The sequence below is a fragment of the Candidatus Acidiferrales bacterium genome (genome assembly GCA_035934015.1).
Taxonomy (GTDB): Bacteria; Acidobacteriota; Terriglobia; order Acidiferrales; family UBA7541; genus DAHUXN01.
Window position 1 is genome coordinate 387,413 of record DASYYH010000011.1, and the last position, 13,747, is coordinate 401,159.

General features: G+C 55.0%; 15 protein-coding genes and 1 tRNA gene. 10 read left to right on the forward strand and 6 right to left on the reverse strand.

All coding sequences use genetic code 11. The features are described 5' to 3' along the window. Positions 1–1,374, reverse strand: a complete 1,374-nt coding sequence (locus VGR81_06775) for a cation:dicarboxylase symporter family transporter (GenBank protein HEV2288640.1) — start codon at positions 1,372–1,374, stop codon at positions 1–3. 238 nt (positions 1,375–1,612) lie between these two features. Between VGR81_06775 and VGR81_06780 the strand changes: the two genes are divergently transcribed. From VGR81_06780 to VGR81_06805, 6 genes are all read left to right on the forward strand, one after another. Then, complete coding sequence (locus VGR81_06780) at positions 1,613–2,626, forward strand: carboxypeptidase-like regulatory domain-containing protein (GenBank protein ID HEV2288641.1); 1,014 nt, start codon at positions 1,613–1,615, stop codon at positions 2,624–2,626. 32 nt (positions 2,627–2,658) lie between these two features. Beyond that, positions 2,659–3,216 (forward strand): YceI family protein, encoded by a 558-nt coding sequence (locus VGR81_06785; protein HEV2288642.1) that lies wholly within the window; start codon positions 2,659–2,661, stop codon positions 3,214–3,216. Positions 3,217–3,392: 176 nt separating this feature from the next. Then, positions 3,393–4,367: an ABC transporter ATP-binding protein gene (locus VGR81_06790; protein ID HEV2288643.1), complete on the forward strand. Its 975-nt coding sequence runs from the start codon at positions 3,393–3,395 to the stop codon at positions 4,365–4,367. 1 nt (position 4,368) lies between these two features. After that, the gene (locus VGR81_06795) at positions 4,369–5,154 is read left to right on the forward strand and encodes an ABC transporter permease (GenBank protein HEV2288644.1); all 786 of its coding nucleotides are present in this window, start codon (positions 4,369–4,371) and stop codon (positions 5,152–5,154) included. Next, complete coding sequence (locus VGR81_06800; GenBank protein HEV2288645.1) at positions 5,155–6,681, forward strand: Gldg family protein; 1,527 nt, start codon at positions 5,155–5,157, stop codon at positions 6,679–6,681. It abuts the gene before it with no gap. A gap of 6 nt (positions 6,682–6,687) precedes the next feature. After that, on the forward strand, positions 6,688–8,013 hold the full coding sequence (locus VGR81_06805; GenBank protein ID HEV2288646.1) for a DUF4340 domain-containing protein: 1,326 nt from the start codon (positions 6,688–6,690) through the stop codon (positions 8,011–8,013). Between the two features lie 34 nt (positions 8,014–8,047). Here VGR81_06805 and VGR81_06810 read toward each other — a convergent pair whose 3' ends face one another. Continuing rightward, positions 8,048–8,308 (reverse strand): hypothetical protein, encoded by a 261-nt coding sequence (locus tag VGR81_06810; GenBank protein ID HEV2288647.1) that lies wholly within the window; start codon positions 8,306–8,308, stop codon positions 8,048–8,050. Between the two features lie 269 nt (positions 8,309–8,577). Between VGR81_06810 and VGR81_06815 the strand changes: the two genes are divergently transcribed. The 4 genes from VGR81_06815 to VGR81_06830 all read left to right on the forward strand — a co-directional run bounded on the left by VGR81_06815 (position 8,578) and on the right by VGR81_06830 (position 10,320). Then, the gene (locus VGR81_06815) at positions 8,578–8,805 is read left to right on the forward strand and encodes a hypothetical protein (GenBank protein HEV2288648.1); all 228 of its coding nucleotides are present in this window, start codon (positions 8,578–8,580) and stop codon (positions 8,803–8,805) included. Between the two features lie 127 nt (positions 8,806–8,932). After that, a tRNA-Gly gene (locus VGR81_06820) sits at positions 8,933–9,006 on the forward strand. Between the two features lie 129 nt (positions 9,007–9,135). Further along, on the forward strand, positions 9,136–9,627 hold the full coding sequence (locus VGR81_06825; protein HEV2288649.1) for a hypothetical protein: 492 nt from the start codon (positions 9,136–9,138) through the stop codon (positions 9,625–9,627). Positions 9,628–9,720: 93 nt separating this feature from the next. Further along, positions 9,721–10,320 carry an inosine/xanthosine triphosphatase gene (locus VGR81_06830; protein HEV2288650.1) on the forward strand — a complete coding sequence of 200 codons (600 nt, stop codon included), beginning with the start codon at positions 9,721–9,723 and terminating at the stop codon, positions 10,318–10,320. Positions 10,321–10,337: 17 nt separating this feature from the next. On the opposite strand, the gene VGR81_06835 is transcribed toward VGR81_06830, so the two are convergent. The 4 genes from VGR81_06835 to VGR81_06850 form a co-directional block, all read right to left on the reverse strand. Further along, positions 10,338–11,576, reverse strand: a complete 1,239-nt coding sequence (locus VGR81_06835) for an MFS transporter (GenBank protein ID HEV2288651.1) — start codon at positions 11,574–11,576, stop codon at positions 10,338–10,340. A 135-nt stretch (positions 11,577–11,711) separates the two neighbouring features. Next, entirely contained in the window at positions 11,712–12,203 is a 492-nt protein-coding gene (locus VGR81_06840) for an arsenate reductase ArsC (protein ID HEV2288652.1), read from the reverse strand. A gap of 86 nt (positions 12,204–12,289) precedes the next feature. Continuing rightward, the gene (locus tag VGR81_06845; GenBank protein HEV2288653.1) at positions 12,290–13,123 is read right to left on the reverse strand and encodes an arsenite methyltransferase; all 834 of its coding nucleotides are present in this window, start codon (positions 13,121–13,123) and stop codon (positions 12,290–12,292) included. 26 nt (positions 13,124–13,149) lie between these two features. Then, the gene (locus VGR81_06850) at positions 13,150–13,509 is read right to left on the reverse strand and encodes a metalloregulator ArsR/SmtB family transcription factor (GenBank protein HEV2288654.1); all 360 of its coding nucleotides are present in this window, start codon (positions 13,507–13,509) and stop codon (positions 13,150–13,152) included. Positions 13,510–13,747: the final 238 nt, after the last annotated feature.

Here is a 13,747-nt window from a genome sequence, read left to right on the forward strand (position 1 = left end):
TCAGGACTGCTGTGAAAGTGCGGAGGCGGGCGGGAAATCGCCTTCCCATTGGGCAACGACGACGGTAGCCAGACAGTTGCCGACCACGTTGACAGCGGTGCGAACCATGTCCATTAGCGGGTCAACGGCAAAGAGAAGATAGAAGGAATCCATCGGCAAGTGAAATGAAGTTGCGGCTGCCAGGACAATGACAAGTCCCGCGCGAGCAACTCCGGCTGTGCCTTTGCTTGTCAGGAGCAGGGTCAACATCATCAGCGATTCCTGCGCAATCGTCAGATGGATCCCGGCGGCTTGAGCCATGAAGATCAAGCCGAGCGATTCATAGAGGCTCGAACCCGTGAGATTGAAGCTGTATCCGGTCGGCATTACGAAGGCCACGACGCCCCGCGGCACACCGAGGTTTCCCATGTTCTCCATGGCACACGGCAGCGCGGCTTCTGAACTGCTGGTCCCGAAAGCAATCGTGGCTGGTTCGGCGATGGCGCGGAGAAATTGGCGCAGCGGGACGCGAACGAACAGAGCGATCGGCAGGAGAACCAGAAAAACAAATGCAGCCAACGCCACATAGAGAGTGGCCAATAGCTTGAGCAGGGGCAGCATGACTCCCAAGCCCAAACGCCCCGTCGTGAACGCGATGGCACCGAAGACACCGACGGGGGCGAGGTACATCACAATATTTGTGAACTTGAACATCGTCTCGGAAAGGCTCTCGGCGAAGGAAAGCATCGGCTTGCGCTTTTGTTCATTTACGAGCGCCAAGCCCATGGCGAAAAGGATGCTGAAAATCACGACCTGCAAAATCTGACCTTCGGCAACTGACTTCGCGATATTTTCCGGAAATATATTGAGAATGAGCTGCGCGGGTGTTTGCATGGGCGTCGCGACGGACTGCGATGCGGCTGCGGCAGGCAACTGCACGCCGAATCCGGCGCGACTCACATTGATCGCGATTACGCCGATGATCAAAGCAATGGTCGAGACAATTTCAAAAAAAACCAAAGATTTGACCGCCATACGACCGACCTTCTTCAGTTCCGCGTGTCCGGCGATCCCGACGACAAGCGTTCCAAACAAAAGGGGCGCGATGATGACTTTGATCAACCGGAGGAAAATTGTGCCGAGGACTTGAAACTGAACCGCGGTCGCGGGAGCGTCGTGACCGAACTCAATGCCGGCAAAAAGACCGACGAGAATCCAAAGCGTGAGAGAACGCCGAGCTGTTGCGTAACAGGCAAGGAGAACTATCGCCATGCAGCGCGTGGCCACAAGAACCAAGACGGGAATGCGCAAACTAGCGGACTGGCCGGCAAGCGTCAGTAGAGCGGCTAACACGCACATGGCAAGAAATGCGGTCCGAAACCGGTTGCTGGCCATGGGAAATTACCTTCCCGACCGTATTTCTATTCGTCGTATGATTGCGCCGCCCACTGGCGGCGAACGTTATGCTTTCGGCGAGCGCATGTCAATCCCGAAGCGCTGGTGAATTCGATAAACAGGAGAGGCAACCTTATATTACTGAGCTGATTCTGTGCGAAGGGATGCAGATGATATTTCGAGGGGAAGATTGGAATCAGTTTCAGAACGCGTGCGGGGAGGTGTTTTTCGAATGCTAATGAGCTGGCTTCGAAGGCTCGCTTTAACGGCAATCGTCGCACTCTCGCTCTTTGCTCCCAAATGGTCGCAAGGTCAGACGACTGGCAGCACATTATCAGGAACGGTTACCGACTCTGCCGGAAAACCGGTTCGCCATGCAAAAGTCACGGTAAAAAATGAAGCTACCGGCGAATCTAGTGCGGTGCAAACCGATGAGTCCGGCGCATATCAGATGCGGAATATGGAAGCCGGCGACTACGAGGTTACCGTCAGCGCGGATGGGATGGAAACGAAAGTCACAAAATTGACGATTGCGGCAGGCATCGACAAAACGCTCGATATCGCTCTGAGCGCCGCGAGCACGCCGCAAACGATCCAGAATGGCAAACCAGTAGCGCCGCCAGAACAAGGGGCGAAGACGCCCGCGGGCGGAACGGAACCTTCGCTGAGCGATCTCGGCTTTCCATCCACCGAGGTTCAAGGAAACGCAAAGGAGCAGGCAAGGTTGGACAAGCGGTCGCACATGCTCCAGATCCACCAGCGTTTGGGCCTGATCACGATCATTCCGCTGACCGCGACAGTCGTCAGCGGCGCGTTTGCCGGCGGGAAGGTGACGAGCTCAAGGGATCGCTATTTGCATGCCGCGCTCGGATCAGCAACGGCGGGACTGTATATTGCAAGCGCGTCGTACGCGATCTTTGCTCCGAAAATACATGGGACAAAAGCAGAAGGACCCATTCGCTGGCATAAAGCGCTGGCCTGGATTCATGGGCCGGGGATGATTCTGACGCCGATTCTCGGAGAGATGGCCTTCGTACAACGAAGCAGCGGAAAGAAGGTTCACGGGATAGCCAAGTTGCACGGTCAGGTGGCCATTGTCACCGCCGCTGCGTATGGAGCGGCGGTTTTATCTGTGACGATTAAATCGGGAAGCGTTTCGCGGTCGGCAAAGAAGGTCGCCGCGGCCTTCGGCCTGAAGCGGTCGAAGCCGATCGAAACCTATACCGACCGAGAGGCTTCGGGGAGTCAATGATTGCGCGAAACGAGCAAAAATATGGAGGGGCCTTGATTAAGAGGAGGCTTGCAAAGAAGCAGATTGCGATTTCGTTTCTATTCTTAGCATTCCCTCTGCTTGGTTACGCAGACGGGCAATGGGTCCTCAAACAATCGACGCTTACTTATCATATGTCGCATCCGCTTCATGAAGCGGACGGGGTTAGCCACGCGGCGCGCGGCAAGGGCGATTGCCAAGGCGGTGAGTGCAATTTCCTGATCGCCGCGCCCGTGAAATCATTCGATTCGGGCGACAGTAATCGCGATCTTCACATGATCGAAGTGACGCGCGGCGCGGAATTCCCGATGGTGGTTGTCCGCGCGCAACTGCCTGAGGCCGAAATCAAGCCTGGAACGATCCACGCCGACCTGGAGATACAGTTTGCCGGGCAGACGGTTCATTACAAACAGGTGGAATTTCAGCTAGTGAAAGAAGGAAACGATATCAAAATGACGGGCACAATTCCGGCGACGGTTTCGGATTTCAAAATTGACCCACCGAAACTTCTGATGATTCCAATAAAGAACGACATTCCGGTACACGTGGAGATGACCTGGAGTCCACAGTAAACGAAGCGGGATCCATCTGCCTAAAACGGCCGGCTTTTCATAGTTCTTCAGGGCGGTCTTGGCGTCCTGGCGCAAGTTTTAGTATAAAGATGGGTTCGAGTTCGCGCGTTATAAGCGTCCGGCTGGAGCGCGGACGCCTGAGGTGTGAATTGTACGACTTACAGGGAGGTGGCTGATTGATTGAAGTACAAGACTTGACGAAATCCTTCGGAAACAAGACCGCAGTCGATCACATTTCATTTACCGTTAACAAAGGCGAAATTTTAGGTTTTCTCGGCCCGAACGGTGCGGGCAAGACGACAACCATGCGCGTGCTGACAGGCTATCTGCCGGCAACGACAGGAACGGCAAAGATCGGCGGCTTCGATGTGTTTGACGATTCGATGGAAGTGCGGCGCCGAATCGGATACTTGCCGGAAACTCCACCGCTTTATAGCGACATGACCGTTATCTCGTATCTGGACTTCGTGGCGCGGATCAAGAACGTGGCGGCAGAAAAACGAGCGCAAAGCGTGGAATCCGCAATGGCCATGACCAATATTTCGGATAAGCGCGACGAATTAATCAAACGCCTCTCGCGCGGGTATAAACAGCGCGTGGGGCTGGCGCAAGCGATTGTGCACGACCCGGACGTCATCATCCTGGATGAGCCCACGGTGGGGCTCGATCCGAAGCAAATCATAGAAGTCCGCAATCTGATCAAAGGCCTCGCGAGAAGCCACACGATCATTCTTTCGACGCACATCCTGCCGGAAGTCAGCATGACGTGCGACCGGGTGGTCATCATCAACGACGGGAAAATTGTTGCGGTCGACACGCCGGAAAATCTTACGCATCAACTGAAGGGCGGAGGGCGCATCCGAGTGGAAGCGCAGGCGCCGGAAAAGGCGCTCCGCGATGCGCTAGCAGGGATCTCGGGTGTGCGAAAAGTGCAAGTCGAGTCTGCTGCGTCTTCCGGCCGGATGATCGCGACGGTGGAAGCGGAGCAAGGGAAAGATCTGCGAAGCCAGATCGCAGCAAAGATCGTGGGCCAGGGCTGGCCGCTTTATGAATTGCACGGCGTGAGCTTGAGCCTTGAAGAAATTTTCCTGCAACTCACTACTGAAGATCCGGCGCGGAAGACGCCGTCGAAATCGGAGGAGAGAAACTGACATGCGCGGGTTTTATGCCATTTATCGCAAGGAAATGAGCCATTATTTTGTATCGCCGGTCGCTTACATCATCGTCTTCGTTTTTCTCGTTCTGACGGGAATTTTTTTCACGAATGCATTGGCCGAGGTGAACAACTACGCAAACACAATGGCGATGCAGAGCATGGAAATGGGACAGACGGCGAGCGTGGATGTGCCCAGCCTGGTGCTGCGATTTTTCCTCGGAACGATTGGGATCGTCGTGCTGTTCCTGACCCCAATGCTGACGATGGGAATTTATTCAGAAGAACGCAAACGCGGCACGATGGAATTGCTAATGACGTCGCCGATCACGGACGCGCAGATCGTGCTGGGCAAATACTTCGCGTCGCTGAGCCTTCTGGCCATTATGTTGGTGCCGGCGATTTTTTACATGTTCTATTTATTCGGCCACAGCGACCCAGCGGCGCCATGGCGGATGATTCCCGGAGCATTTCTCGGGTTGTTTCTTCTGGGAGGAGCGCTGCTGGCGCTGGGCGGCTTCATGTCGTCGCTTACGGAAAATCAGATCGTCTCGGCCGTATCGATTTTTGGAATTTCATTGGTTCTCTGGTTATTGGATATTTTCGCGCAAGGCAACGGGGCAATCGCGCAGGCGCTGCAATATGCGGCGATTCTGAAACACTTCGATCCCTTCGTCCAAGGCGTGATCGACACGACGGGGCTGGTGTTTTTTGGAAGCTGGATTTTCCTGGGTATTTTTCTGACCTTGCGAACGGTCGAGTCCATGCGCTGGAGGAGAGCCTAGATGAAACTGGAACGCAAAGAACTGGCTCAACTCGGCGGCGTGCTTGGATTGGTGCTTCTGCTCAGTGGATATATTCGGTACACCTCGCGAGAGATCCTCGATGTCCCCTGCGACGTGCTGCTGATTACCGGCGGAGTGCTTCTCCTCGCGTGGATTGTTCTCGATTTCCGAAGCCTCATTGGATTTTTCTCGAAGCGTTCTTCGAAGCTCGGTGCAAACACAGGAGTGCTCATCGTTGCTGTAGTGGCTATCCTGGTTTTTCTCAATTACCTGGGCTTCCGGCATCACAAGACGTTTGATTTGACGACTGCGAAGTTGTTCACCCTTTCGGATCAAACGAAAAAAATCGTGGAGCCGATTAAAACAGACGTGAATATTTATTTGTTCGACAAGGCCGGCAATCCGGAAGTCCAGCAAGTACGGGATCAGATGTCGGATTACGCGGATTTGAATCGCCACATTCATTTCGAAGTCGTCGATCCGACGGAACAACCCGGCATGGCGAAAGAATACGGAATCACGGAGATGGGCCAACTGGTCGTCGTGAACGGCTCGCACACGGAGCACGCACAAACCACAACCGAGGAAGACATCACTTCTGCGATTCTAAAAGCGATTTCGACCACGGTGAATTCCGTTTGCTTTCTCGAAGGACACGGCGAGAAATCGATCACGGATGAAACCCCCAAGGGGTTCAGCGGCGTTGCGGACAAATTGAAAAAGGAAAACTATCTCGTAAGCTCCGTCAATCTGGTGACCTCGGACAGCGTTCCCAGCAGTTGCAGCGTGATTGTCGACGCGGGCCCAGCGAAGTCTTTGTTTCCGCAAGAAACGCAGATGATTACGAAATATCTGGAAGGCGGGGGAAAGGCGCTGCTCCTGCTCGACCCCGGAACGAATTCCGGACTCGATTCACTGATGAGCACGTGGAATGTGAAGGTTGGGGACAATTACGTGATCGACGTGAGCGGAGTGGGACGGCTGATTGGAACGGGGCCGGGGATTCCTCTGGTGGTCAATTACGGGCCGAGTCCGATTGTAAAAGGCTTCGAGAACATGATGACGTTCTTCCCGCTGGCGCGCACGGTATCCGTCGCGGATCAATCGAAGGCCGATCCACAGACGGTTGAGCTGCTCAAGACTTCGGCAGCAAGCTTCACGGTGCCGAACCTTGGGAATGGAACCGTGAAATTCGATCCAGCAAAAGACGAGCGCGGCCCGCTTTCCTTGGGCGTGTCCGCGGAAAACAAATCGGGCAAGAGTGATGCGCGATTGGTAGTCATCGGCAACTCTACGTTTGCGACCAATCAATGGTTCGATCAGCAGCGCAACGGCGATCTTTTCTTCAATGCCATCAACTGGCTGACCGAGGAAGAGAACCTGATCTCGATTCGCCCGAAAGAGCCGACGAACCGGCGCGTCACGCTAACCCAAGCTCAGATGACGGAGTTGAGTTGGTTCAGCATGGTGATTTTGCCTCTGCTGGTGATCCTTGGCGGAATCTATATCTGGATCAAGCGGCGGTAACGGGCCATGAAAAAGAGCACATTAGTGGTTCTGGCTCTGGCCATCGCGCTGGGTGCGTTTGTTTATTTCTACGACAGCAAACACAACGCCGCGACGCCTTCCGAGGAAGCGTCATGGAAGACGGCGTTTACCGTAAAAGCGGATGACATTACCGGACTAACATTGAAAAGTTCGAGTGGCAATACTGCGCTCGCAAAGCAGGGAAACTCGTGGATGATCACGCAGCCAGTCGAAACGCGAGCCGATCAATCAACAATCAGCGGCATCGTAAATGATTTGAGCGGACTGAAAATCCGGCGTTCGTTCGCACCGAGCGACAATCTATCGAAGTATGGGCTCGATCGGCCCGCCATTACGATCGAGTTTCAGCCGAAAGGCGGCACGAAACACACGATTATGCTGGGCAACAAGGATTTTTCGGGCAGCGTAGTCTACGCGCAAATCGATGGAGGAAAGGACATTGACACGCTTCCTGTTTCACTCCTCGACGAAACGACCCAGCCGCTCTCAAAACTGCGCGACTCAGCGATCCTGGATTTAGACGGGGCAGATATCAGCGACATCACTCTGGATGATTCCAGTGGCAAGATCGGTCTGGCAAAGCAAACGTCGGGCTGGCAGATTACAAGCCCAAAGCAACTCGTTGCGGATTCCAGCGTCGTGAGCTCTTTTACGAGTTCGATATCCGGCGGCAAGTTTACGGACGTTGCCAGCGAAACGGCAAACGACTTGGCAAAGTACGGTTTGCTTCACCCGGCGATTACGCTAGACCTGAGCACGGTGAAGGGACAGAAATTTCAACTGCTCGTCGGAAAGAAGAACGCTGACAACAACTACTACGCGCACGACCCGTCGCGGCCGATGATATTTGTCGTGCCGTCGAGTCTCTACGACTCGATCAACAAGACGCTATTCGACTTCCGCGACAAAACGATTCTGCATTTTGATCCGACGGCGATCACGAGCGTACAGGTCCAGAACAGCAATGGAACAATCGAATGTTCGCAAGGAAAAGATGGCCAGTGGACAATAGTCCAGCCCGTGGCCAGCAAGGGCAAATCCGTCCAAGACTGGAAAATTCTGGACCCGATCGAAAATGCCCGCGCGACGAAGATTTACGACTCGCCGACGGCAGCCATTTTGCAGCGCCTGAAGAAGCCCGCGATCACCATCTCACTGACAGAGAAATCTGGCAGGACAACGACGGTCGAAATCTCGGCAGCGGCAGGTGATTCTGTGTATGCACGTACGTCGGCGTCACCGGAAGTCTACGAATTGAAGACACAGATCCTGAAAGATCTGGACTTCAAGGCTGCGGATTTGATTTTGTAGGAATATTTTATACGACGAGGTTGTTACAGACGGATTACACCATTTGAACGGCGGCGTGCACCTCGTCGCCGGGAACGCCCTCCTTCGGCCATGCCGCCAGAAGGAGGATTTTCCCGGAGATGGGCGAAATGTGGATGTAATAGATTTCGGAGCCGCTTTCGACCTCATAAAAATCGGGCCGCTTCGGATCGGGTTCAACGCGCGCTCCGCCGGCCAGCAGTTGCCGCAGGATCTCGACTCGTTCCTGCGAATGATGCCGGGGGTCTTCAATGTGCATTGTTTGTTCGAATCTCATCACCATGGCCCTTACTCCCTTCCCCCCTATTGCATTCTCCCTACTTTGAAATACGCTTTCAGTACCACAAAAGTTCCACCAAATATGGTAGTTCTTGCTCTTTCTGTTAGACGCGGATATGTAAGAAAGGTATCAAGGAAAAGAAGAGATATTTCCTGGGGACGAGGCCCGGCAGCGCTGGGTGCCTGGCGGACAAGCCCGTTGATTAACTTGGGACTTGCGCGCCGACGCCGAAGTTGCCATACTCCGGCAACCTGGACAGGACACTTGTGAAGAAAAAGAAGAAAGCAAGCCCGAAAGCCAAAAACAGGAAGGGCGCCTCGCATTTCAGCCGTGACCGACGCCGGAAACATCATCATTGGCAGGTGACGGTTTATTATCACGACGGCGAGAAGTTCGCACGGGTCTATATTGACCGCCAGCGGGCTACGCGCTTTGCCGACCGGCAAAAGCGATCTCCGGTTGTGAAATCAACGCGCATCCTGGAAGTCAATTAGAAGACTCTTCTCCGAGAAGGGCTCTCTTGACGCGCTGATTACGGCGGCGCGCGGAGGTGTCTTCTGGGGCTTGTCCGCCCATGAGCGGGCATGTTATAAAAGATATTGCTGTGGGTTTTGCGTTTATGCGGCCGTAGTATAGGGGTAGTACGACAGCTTGCCAAGCTGTAGGCGGGGGTTCGAGTCCCCTCGGCCGCTCCAGAATATTTCAATCAAGCCGTTTCCGCTTCTGCGACGTCCAGCTTGACTCCTTTCGATGTGAAGTTTTTGGTGTGCCTTCCGTTGCCTTGCTCATTCCCCCATGCTAGAGTTTGCTCTGCCTGGACCCTCATGCTTGCTTATCTCTGCGGACCCATCGAATTTGCCAATGGCGGGGGGAAACTCTGGCGCCAGAAACTGACTCCCTTCCTGCGAGACCACCTCGGGCATCGAGTCTACGATCCTGCCGAGGATGAAAAGAAGAACCTCACAGATGAAGAAGTCGCGCATTTCCGCGAATGGAAATTGGCCGACATCGAACGATTCCGGCGTGTAGTCCGCAAAATCATTCATTTCGATCTCGACCTGATTGAGAATAAGGCCGATTACGTCGTCTGCTTCTGGGGCGATTCGAATTCGCAAAGCGGAGGGACCCCCGCAGAATTGACCAGTGCATACCGCAAAGGAATTCCGGTGTATATGGTGACTCCGCTTCCCCATGAACAGATCAGCGGATGGATGCTCGCATGCGCGGATCAGATATTCGCGTCGATTGATGACCTGAAGAATTTCCTCAATGCTCGCTACGGGCGCGAAAAGCAGTCGCAACTCTGGAAAGTATAGCGCGGGATTTTCACTTGCGCGCTGCATCAAACATCGAACCTCAAATTTCGATGGGCTGGCGCAGGCGCATTCTTTCACTGTAATATCTCGCCGATGGACAAGATCCTCGTCGCTGTAGGGAGCACGCGTCGCCCGAAGCTCGACGCCGTCCGCGAAGCGCTGCAGATTTTTGGCCCTTCGCTGGATCCCAGCGCGCCATTCGAAGTGGTCGGGGTTGAAACTGAGAGCGGGGTAAGCCATACGCCGCTGTCGCGACTAGAATTGATGGCGGGCGCTCGCAAGCGTGCCGAGGCGCTGGCCAAGCGAGCGAGAGAAAGCAATCTACCGTGGAAATACTTCGTAGGGCTGGAAGGCGGACTGGACGTAGTCGTGGACAAAGCGGGCGGAGGCCGTTCGCGGCTGGTATTTCTGGAAAGTTGGGCCTACGCGCTCGGAACGACCGGCCGAGGCTCTTTCGGCCAGTCCGGCGCAGTTATGGTCCCGGATGAGTTAGTGCGGCAAGTGATTGATGAAGGCGTCGAGCTCGGGATGGCCATCGACACCTTCGCGGGAGGCAGTGGTATTCGCGATTCACAGGGGTCGTGGGGCGTCCTGACTCGCAACTTCATCACGCGGCAGGCTGCTTTTCGCATCGCGGTAATCAACGCTTTCGCGCCGTTCTTTAACGCCACGCTTTACAGTTCTTCACGCTGAACTTCGTTTTTTGGGGGTTATCCGCGGCCGCCGGCGATTCGCGCGGCTTCGGGCGAACGCAACAACTTCAACATGGCGACGACGCCCATCGCGGGTCCGGGCGCCAAAAGCGCAAAGGCCCATGGCCAGCCATGCGCTTCACGAACGATTGGCACAAGCCAGATTGTCGCGCAGGTCAGCGTGAAACCGACGGCCAGCAGGAGGGTCAGCGCGGTGCCTACATAGCGCTGGTCAGGGATCTCTGTCATCATGGTGGAAAATTGTGCCGAGTCGCCGACCACGGAAAAACCCCAAACGATTCCAACTGCGAGCATCAGAGCGAACGAATGCGGGGCGATGAACCCAATGAGAATCGCGCAAGAACCACTTGTTGCCATGGATGCGGCTGCGGTGCGCGTACGGCCCCAGCGGTCCGCGATGTCCCCTCCGACCCAGCAACCAATGGCTCCGATGCCAATCGTCGCGAATGCTGCAAAGGCAGCGTCCCGAAGCGGAGCGTGCGCTCCCGTGGCGCTCAAGGCATCTGCGTAAAATGCGGCGCACCACGTCCACATGGCGTAGAGCTCCCACATATGGCCGAAATAGCCAAGCGTCACAAGCCGCACGCCGCGATCGGCTAACATCTCGAGGCCTTCGCGCGGGTTGAACACTGCGCCAGGAAATGCATACGGCCCGTCGTGGCCTCCCCACTCCGCAAGAAAGCCGCCGACAAGCGTCAAGGCCGAAGTTGCGAGGATAACCCAAGTCCAGTGGGCGCCGCCGAGAGCGTTGAGAAGGTGAGGCAGCGCAGCTCCGAGTGTCAGACCGCCGACCATCACTCCGAGGGCCGCGCCACGCTCGCGGCGAAACCAGGTCGCCATGGCTTTTAGGCTAGGCGGATAAACAAGGGCGAGCGCCGCACCGGTCGAGAATCGCAAAGGCAGAGCAGACGCGATGCCGTGGCTCGTCAGAAGCGCCAGATTGAAAATCGCCGCCGCTCCTCCGCCGATGAGCATTAGCCGGCGCGGCTTCACCAAATCGGCGAGATTAAAAGCAGCGGAAATCAAAGCGCCGAAAACGAAACCGAGCTGCACGGTGATCGTGAGCCATGCGGCCGCGGATGAACTGACTCCCCATGCCAGGCGTAATTGCGCAAGGACGGACGACGCCGAAAACCACGGACTCATTTCCAAGAAAGTGGCAGTGGCAAGCACAGCCAGCGCGCGCCACCGTTCTTTGGGCGCGTCGTCAGCGGTTATAGCGGAGACAGTAGCCATAGTTTTCGCGCCGGCAAAATGCTTCCCCATCATATCTCTATCTTTGGAAGATCCGAAGAGCGCGGGCAAGAGAATGCCAATTCCCATGAACGTGCTAATGCGGCCGGCTCCCTCGCCCGACTGACTCTATCATTTTCATCGGCGGCCGATTCTCTTGATTTCACGTTTGATAGCCGATTGGCCGAGGCTCATGAGCGGCAAACTGAGGAACAAACCTATTCTACGATCGAGAACCATGAAAGCATCGCGATAAGCCTGCTCGACTTGTTTTGGCGAGCCAGCAACGGCGGCAGGATCAGGGATACCCCAATGTGCGGTCATGGGGTGGCCGAGCCAGACGGGACAGATTTCTTTTGCAGCGTTATCGCAAACGGTAAAAACGAAATCGAATCGCGGCGCGTCCGGCCCCGAAAATTCATCCCAACTTTTGCTTCGGAGGCCATCTGTCGAAAGGTGAGCCATCTCGAGCTGACGGAGCGCTTCCGGACGGACGTATCCAGCCGGATGGCTGCCGGCACTATAAGCTCTAAATGTGGGCGACCCTTTGTGGTTGAGAATCGCCTCTGCCATGATGGAGCGGGCGGAATTTCCAGTACACAGGAAAAGCACATGGTAATGGCCTGACATTACCCGAACATATCTCCGGTTCGCTGATACCCTTCAACGGGTCGAAACAATCCGATTTGCAGAAGGACTCTCCAGGATATCTTTGACTAAGCGATCGGCTTGACGCCGCGAATGAATGCGCTCATGAATTTTCCATCGACCTCGGGCGCAATGGTGTCGCCATCGATTCCAGCAGAAGACAAGAACTCGCGCGCATCGGCCATGCGATAAATGCGCGTCGGCTCAATCGAGGTCTGCTCGAACCCCACAGCGGCAAGTTTGCTGATGTAAGCGTTTTCATCAAGGGCCCCTGCCACGCATCCGATCCATAGCAGAACGCTTTGACGGATTTCGGGGCGAATCTCTCCGCGCGTCACTACATCCGAAACAGCAAGCCGTCCGCCAGGTTTGAGAACGCGAAACGCTTCGCGCAAGACGCGGTCCTTATCCGCAGACAAATTGATGACGCAATTCGAGATGATTACATCCACAAAATTATCCGGCAACGGAATATGCTCAATCTCGCCTTTGAGGAATTCGACATTCTTCAGGCCCGCTTTTTGTTTGTTTTCGTTTGCGAGCGCCAACATCTCATCAGTCATATCCAAACCGTAGGCTTTTCCGGACGGACCTACACGCTTCGCCGAGAGCAGGACATCAATGCCACCGCCCGAGCCCAAATCCAGCACGACTTCTCCGGCGCTGAGCTTCGCCAGAGCGGTCGGATTGCCGCACCCCAGCGATGCCAGCAGCGCTTCCTCAGGAAGATCATCTGTCTGCAAGGCGTCATAAAGCCGGGAAGTGATTGGATCGCTGCAACAGGCCTCCGCAGTGCCACAGCAGGAGCTGCCCCTGCTTTTGACACGTCGGGCGGCCTCGCCATATTTCTCTTTTACCACTTCCCTTACGTTCGCTTCGTCCGGAAACTGTTTCCCATTCATTGACAATTCTCCTGTGATTCCCTAAGTTACTGGCAAACTTGAATCACTTCGTCGCCATTGAGAGCTTTCGTTCGAGTGCAACATTCCGCATACAAAAAGCTGAGGAGTTCCCTCAGCGCCACCGTATTCGCCGTGTAGCGCAAAAATGTACCCTCCCGCCGTACCTTAACGAGATTTTCGGACTTCAGCTTGTCCAAATGATGCGAGAGCGTGGAGTTGGGAATGCTCAGCCGATCCTGTATATCGCCGACCACCAGCCCATCCGGATGCGCCGTCAGCAAGATTTGCATGATGCGCAGCCGCGGCTCCGTGCCCATTGCGGAAAACATGTCTGCATAACGCACGACATCGTTGACTTCTATGCTGAGTTGGTTTTGGCTGACCATAAACTCGACCTCTTGAGCCGTAGATATTCTTCGATATTTGCAGAAATATAGAATATTGTCAAGCGCAAACTTTCGAGAGATATTGCGGGTCTAATCGCAGAAAGGGGATTCAACACTCCAACAGAAGGAATTGATAGGATGGATTTTACGGACCGTTTGGAGATTGGACGTTCAAAAAAAATTAGCCGGCGGACGTGGCTGAGGGACCCGCATCCGCCGGTTGTTTCTCACCCAACTC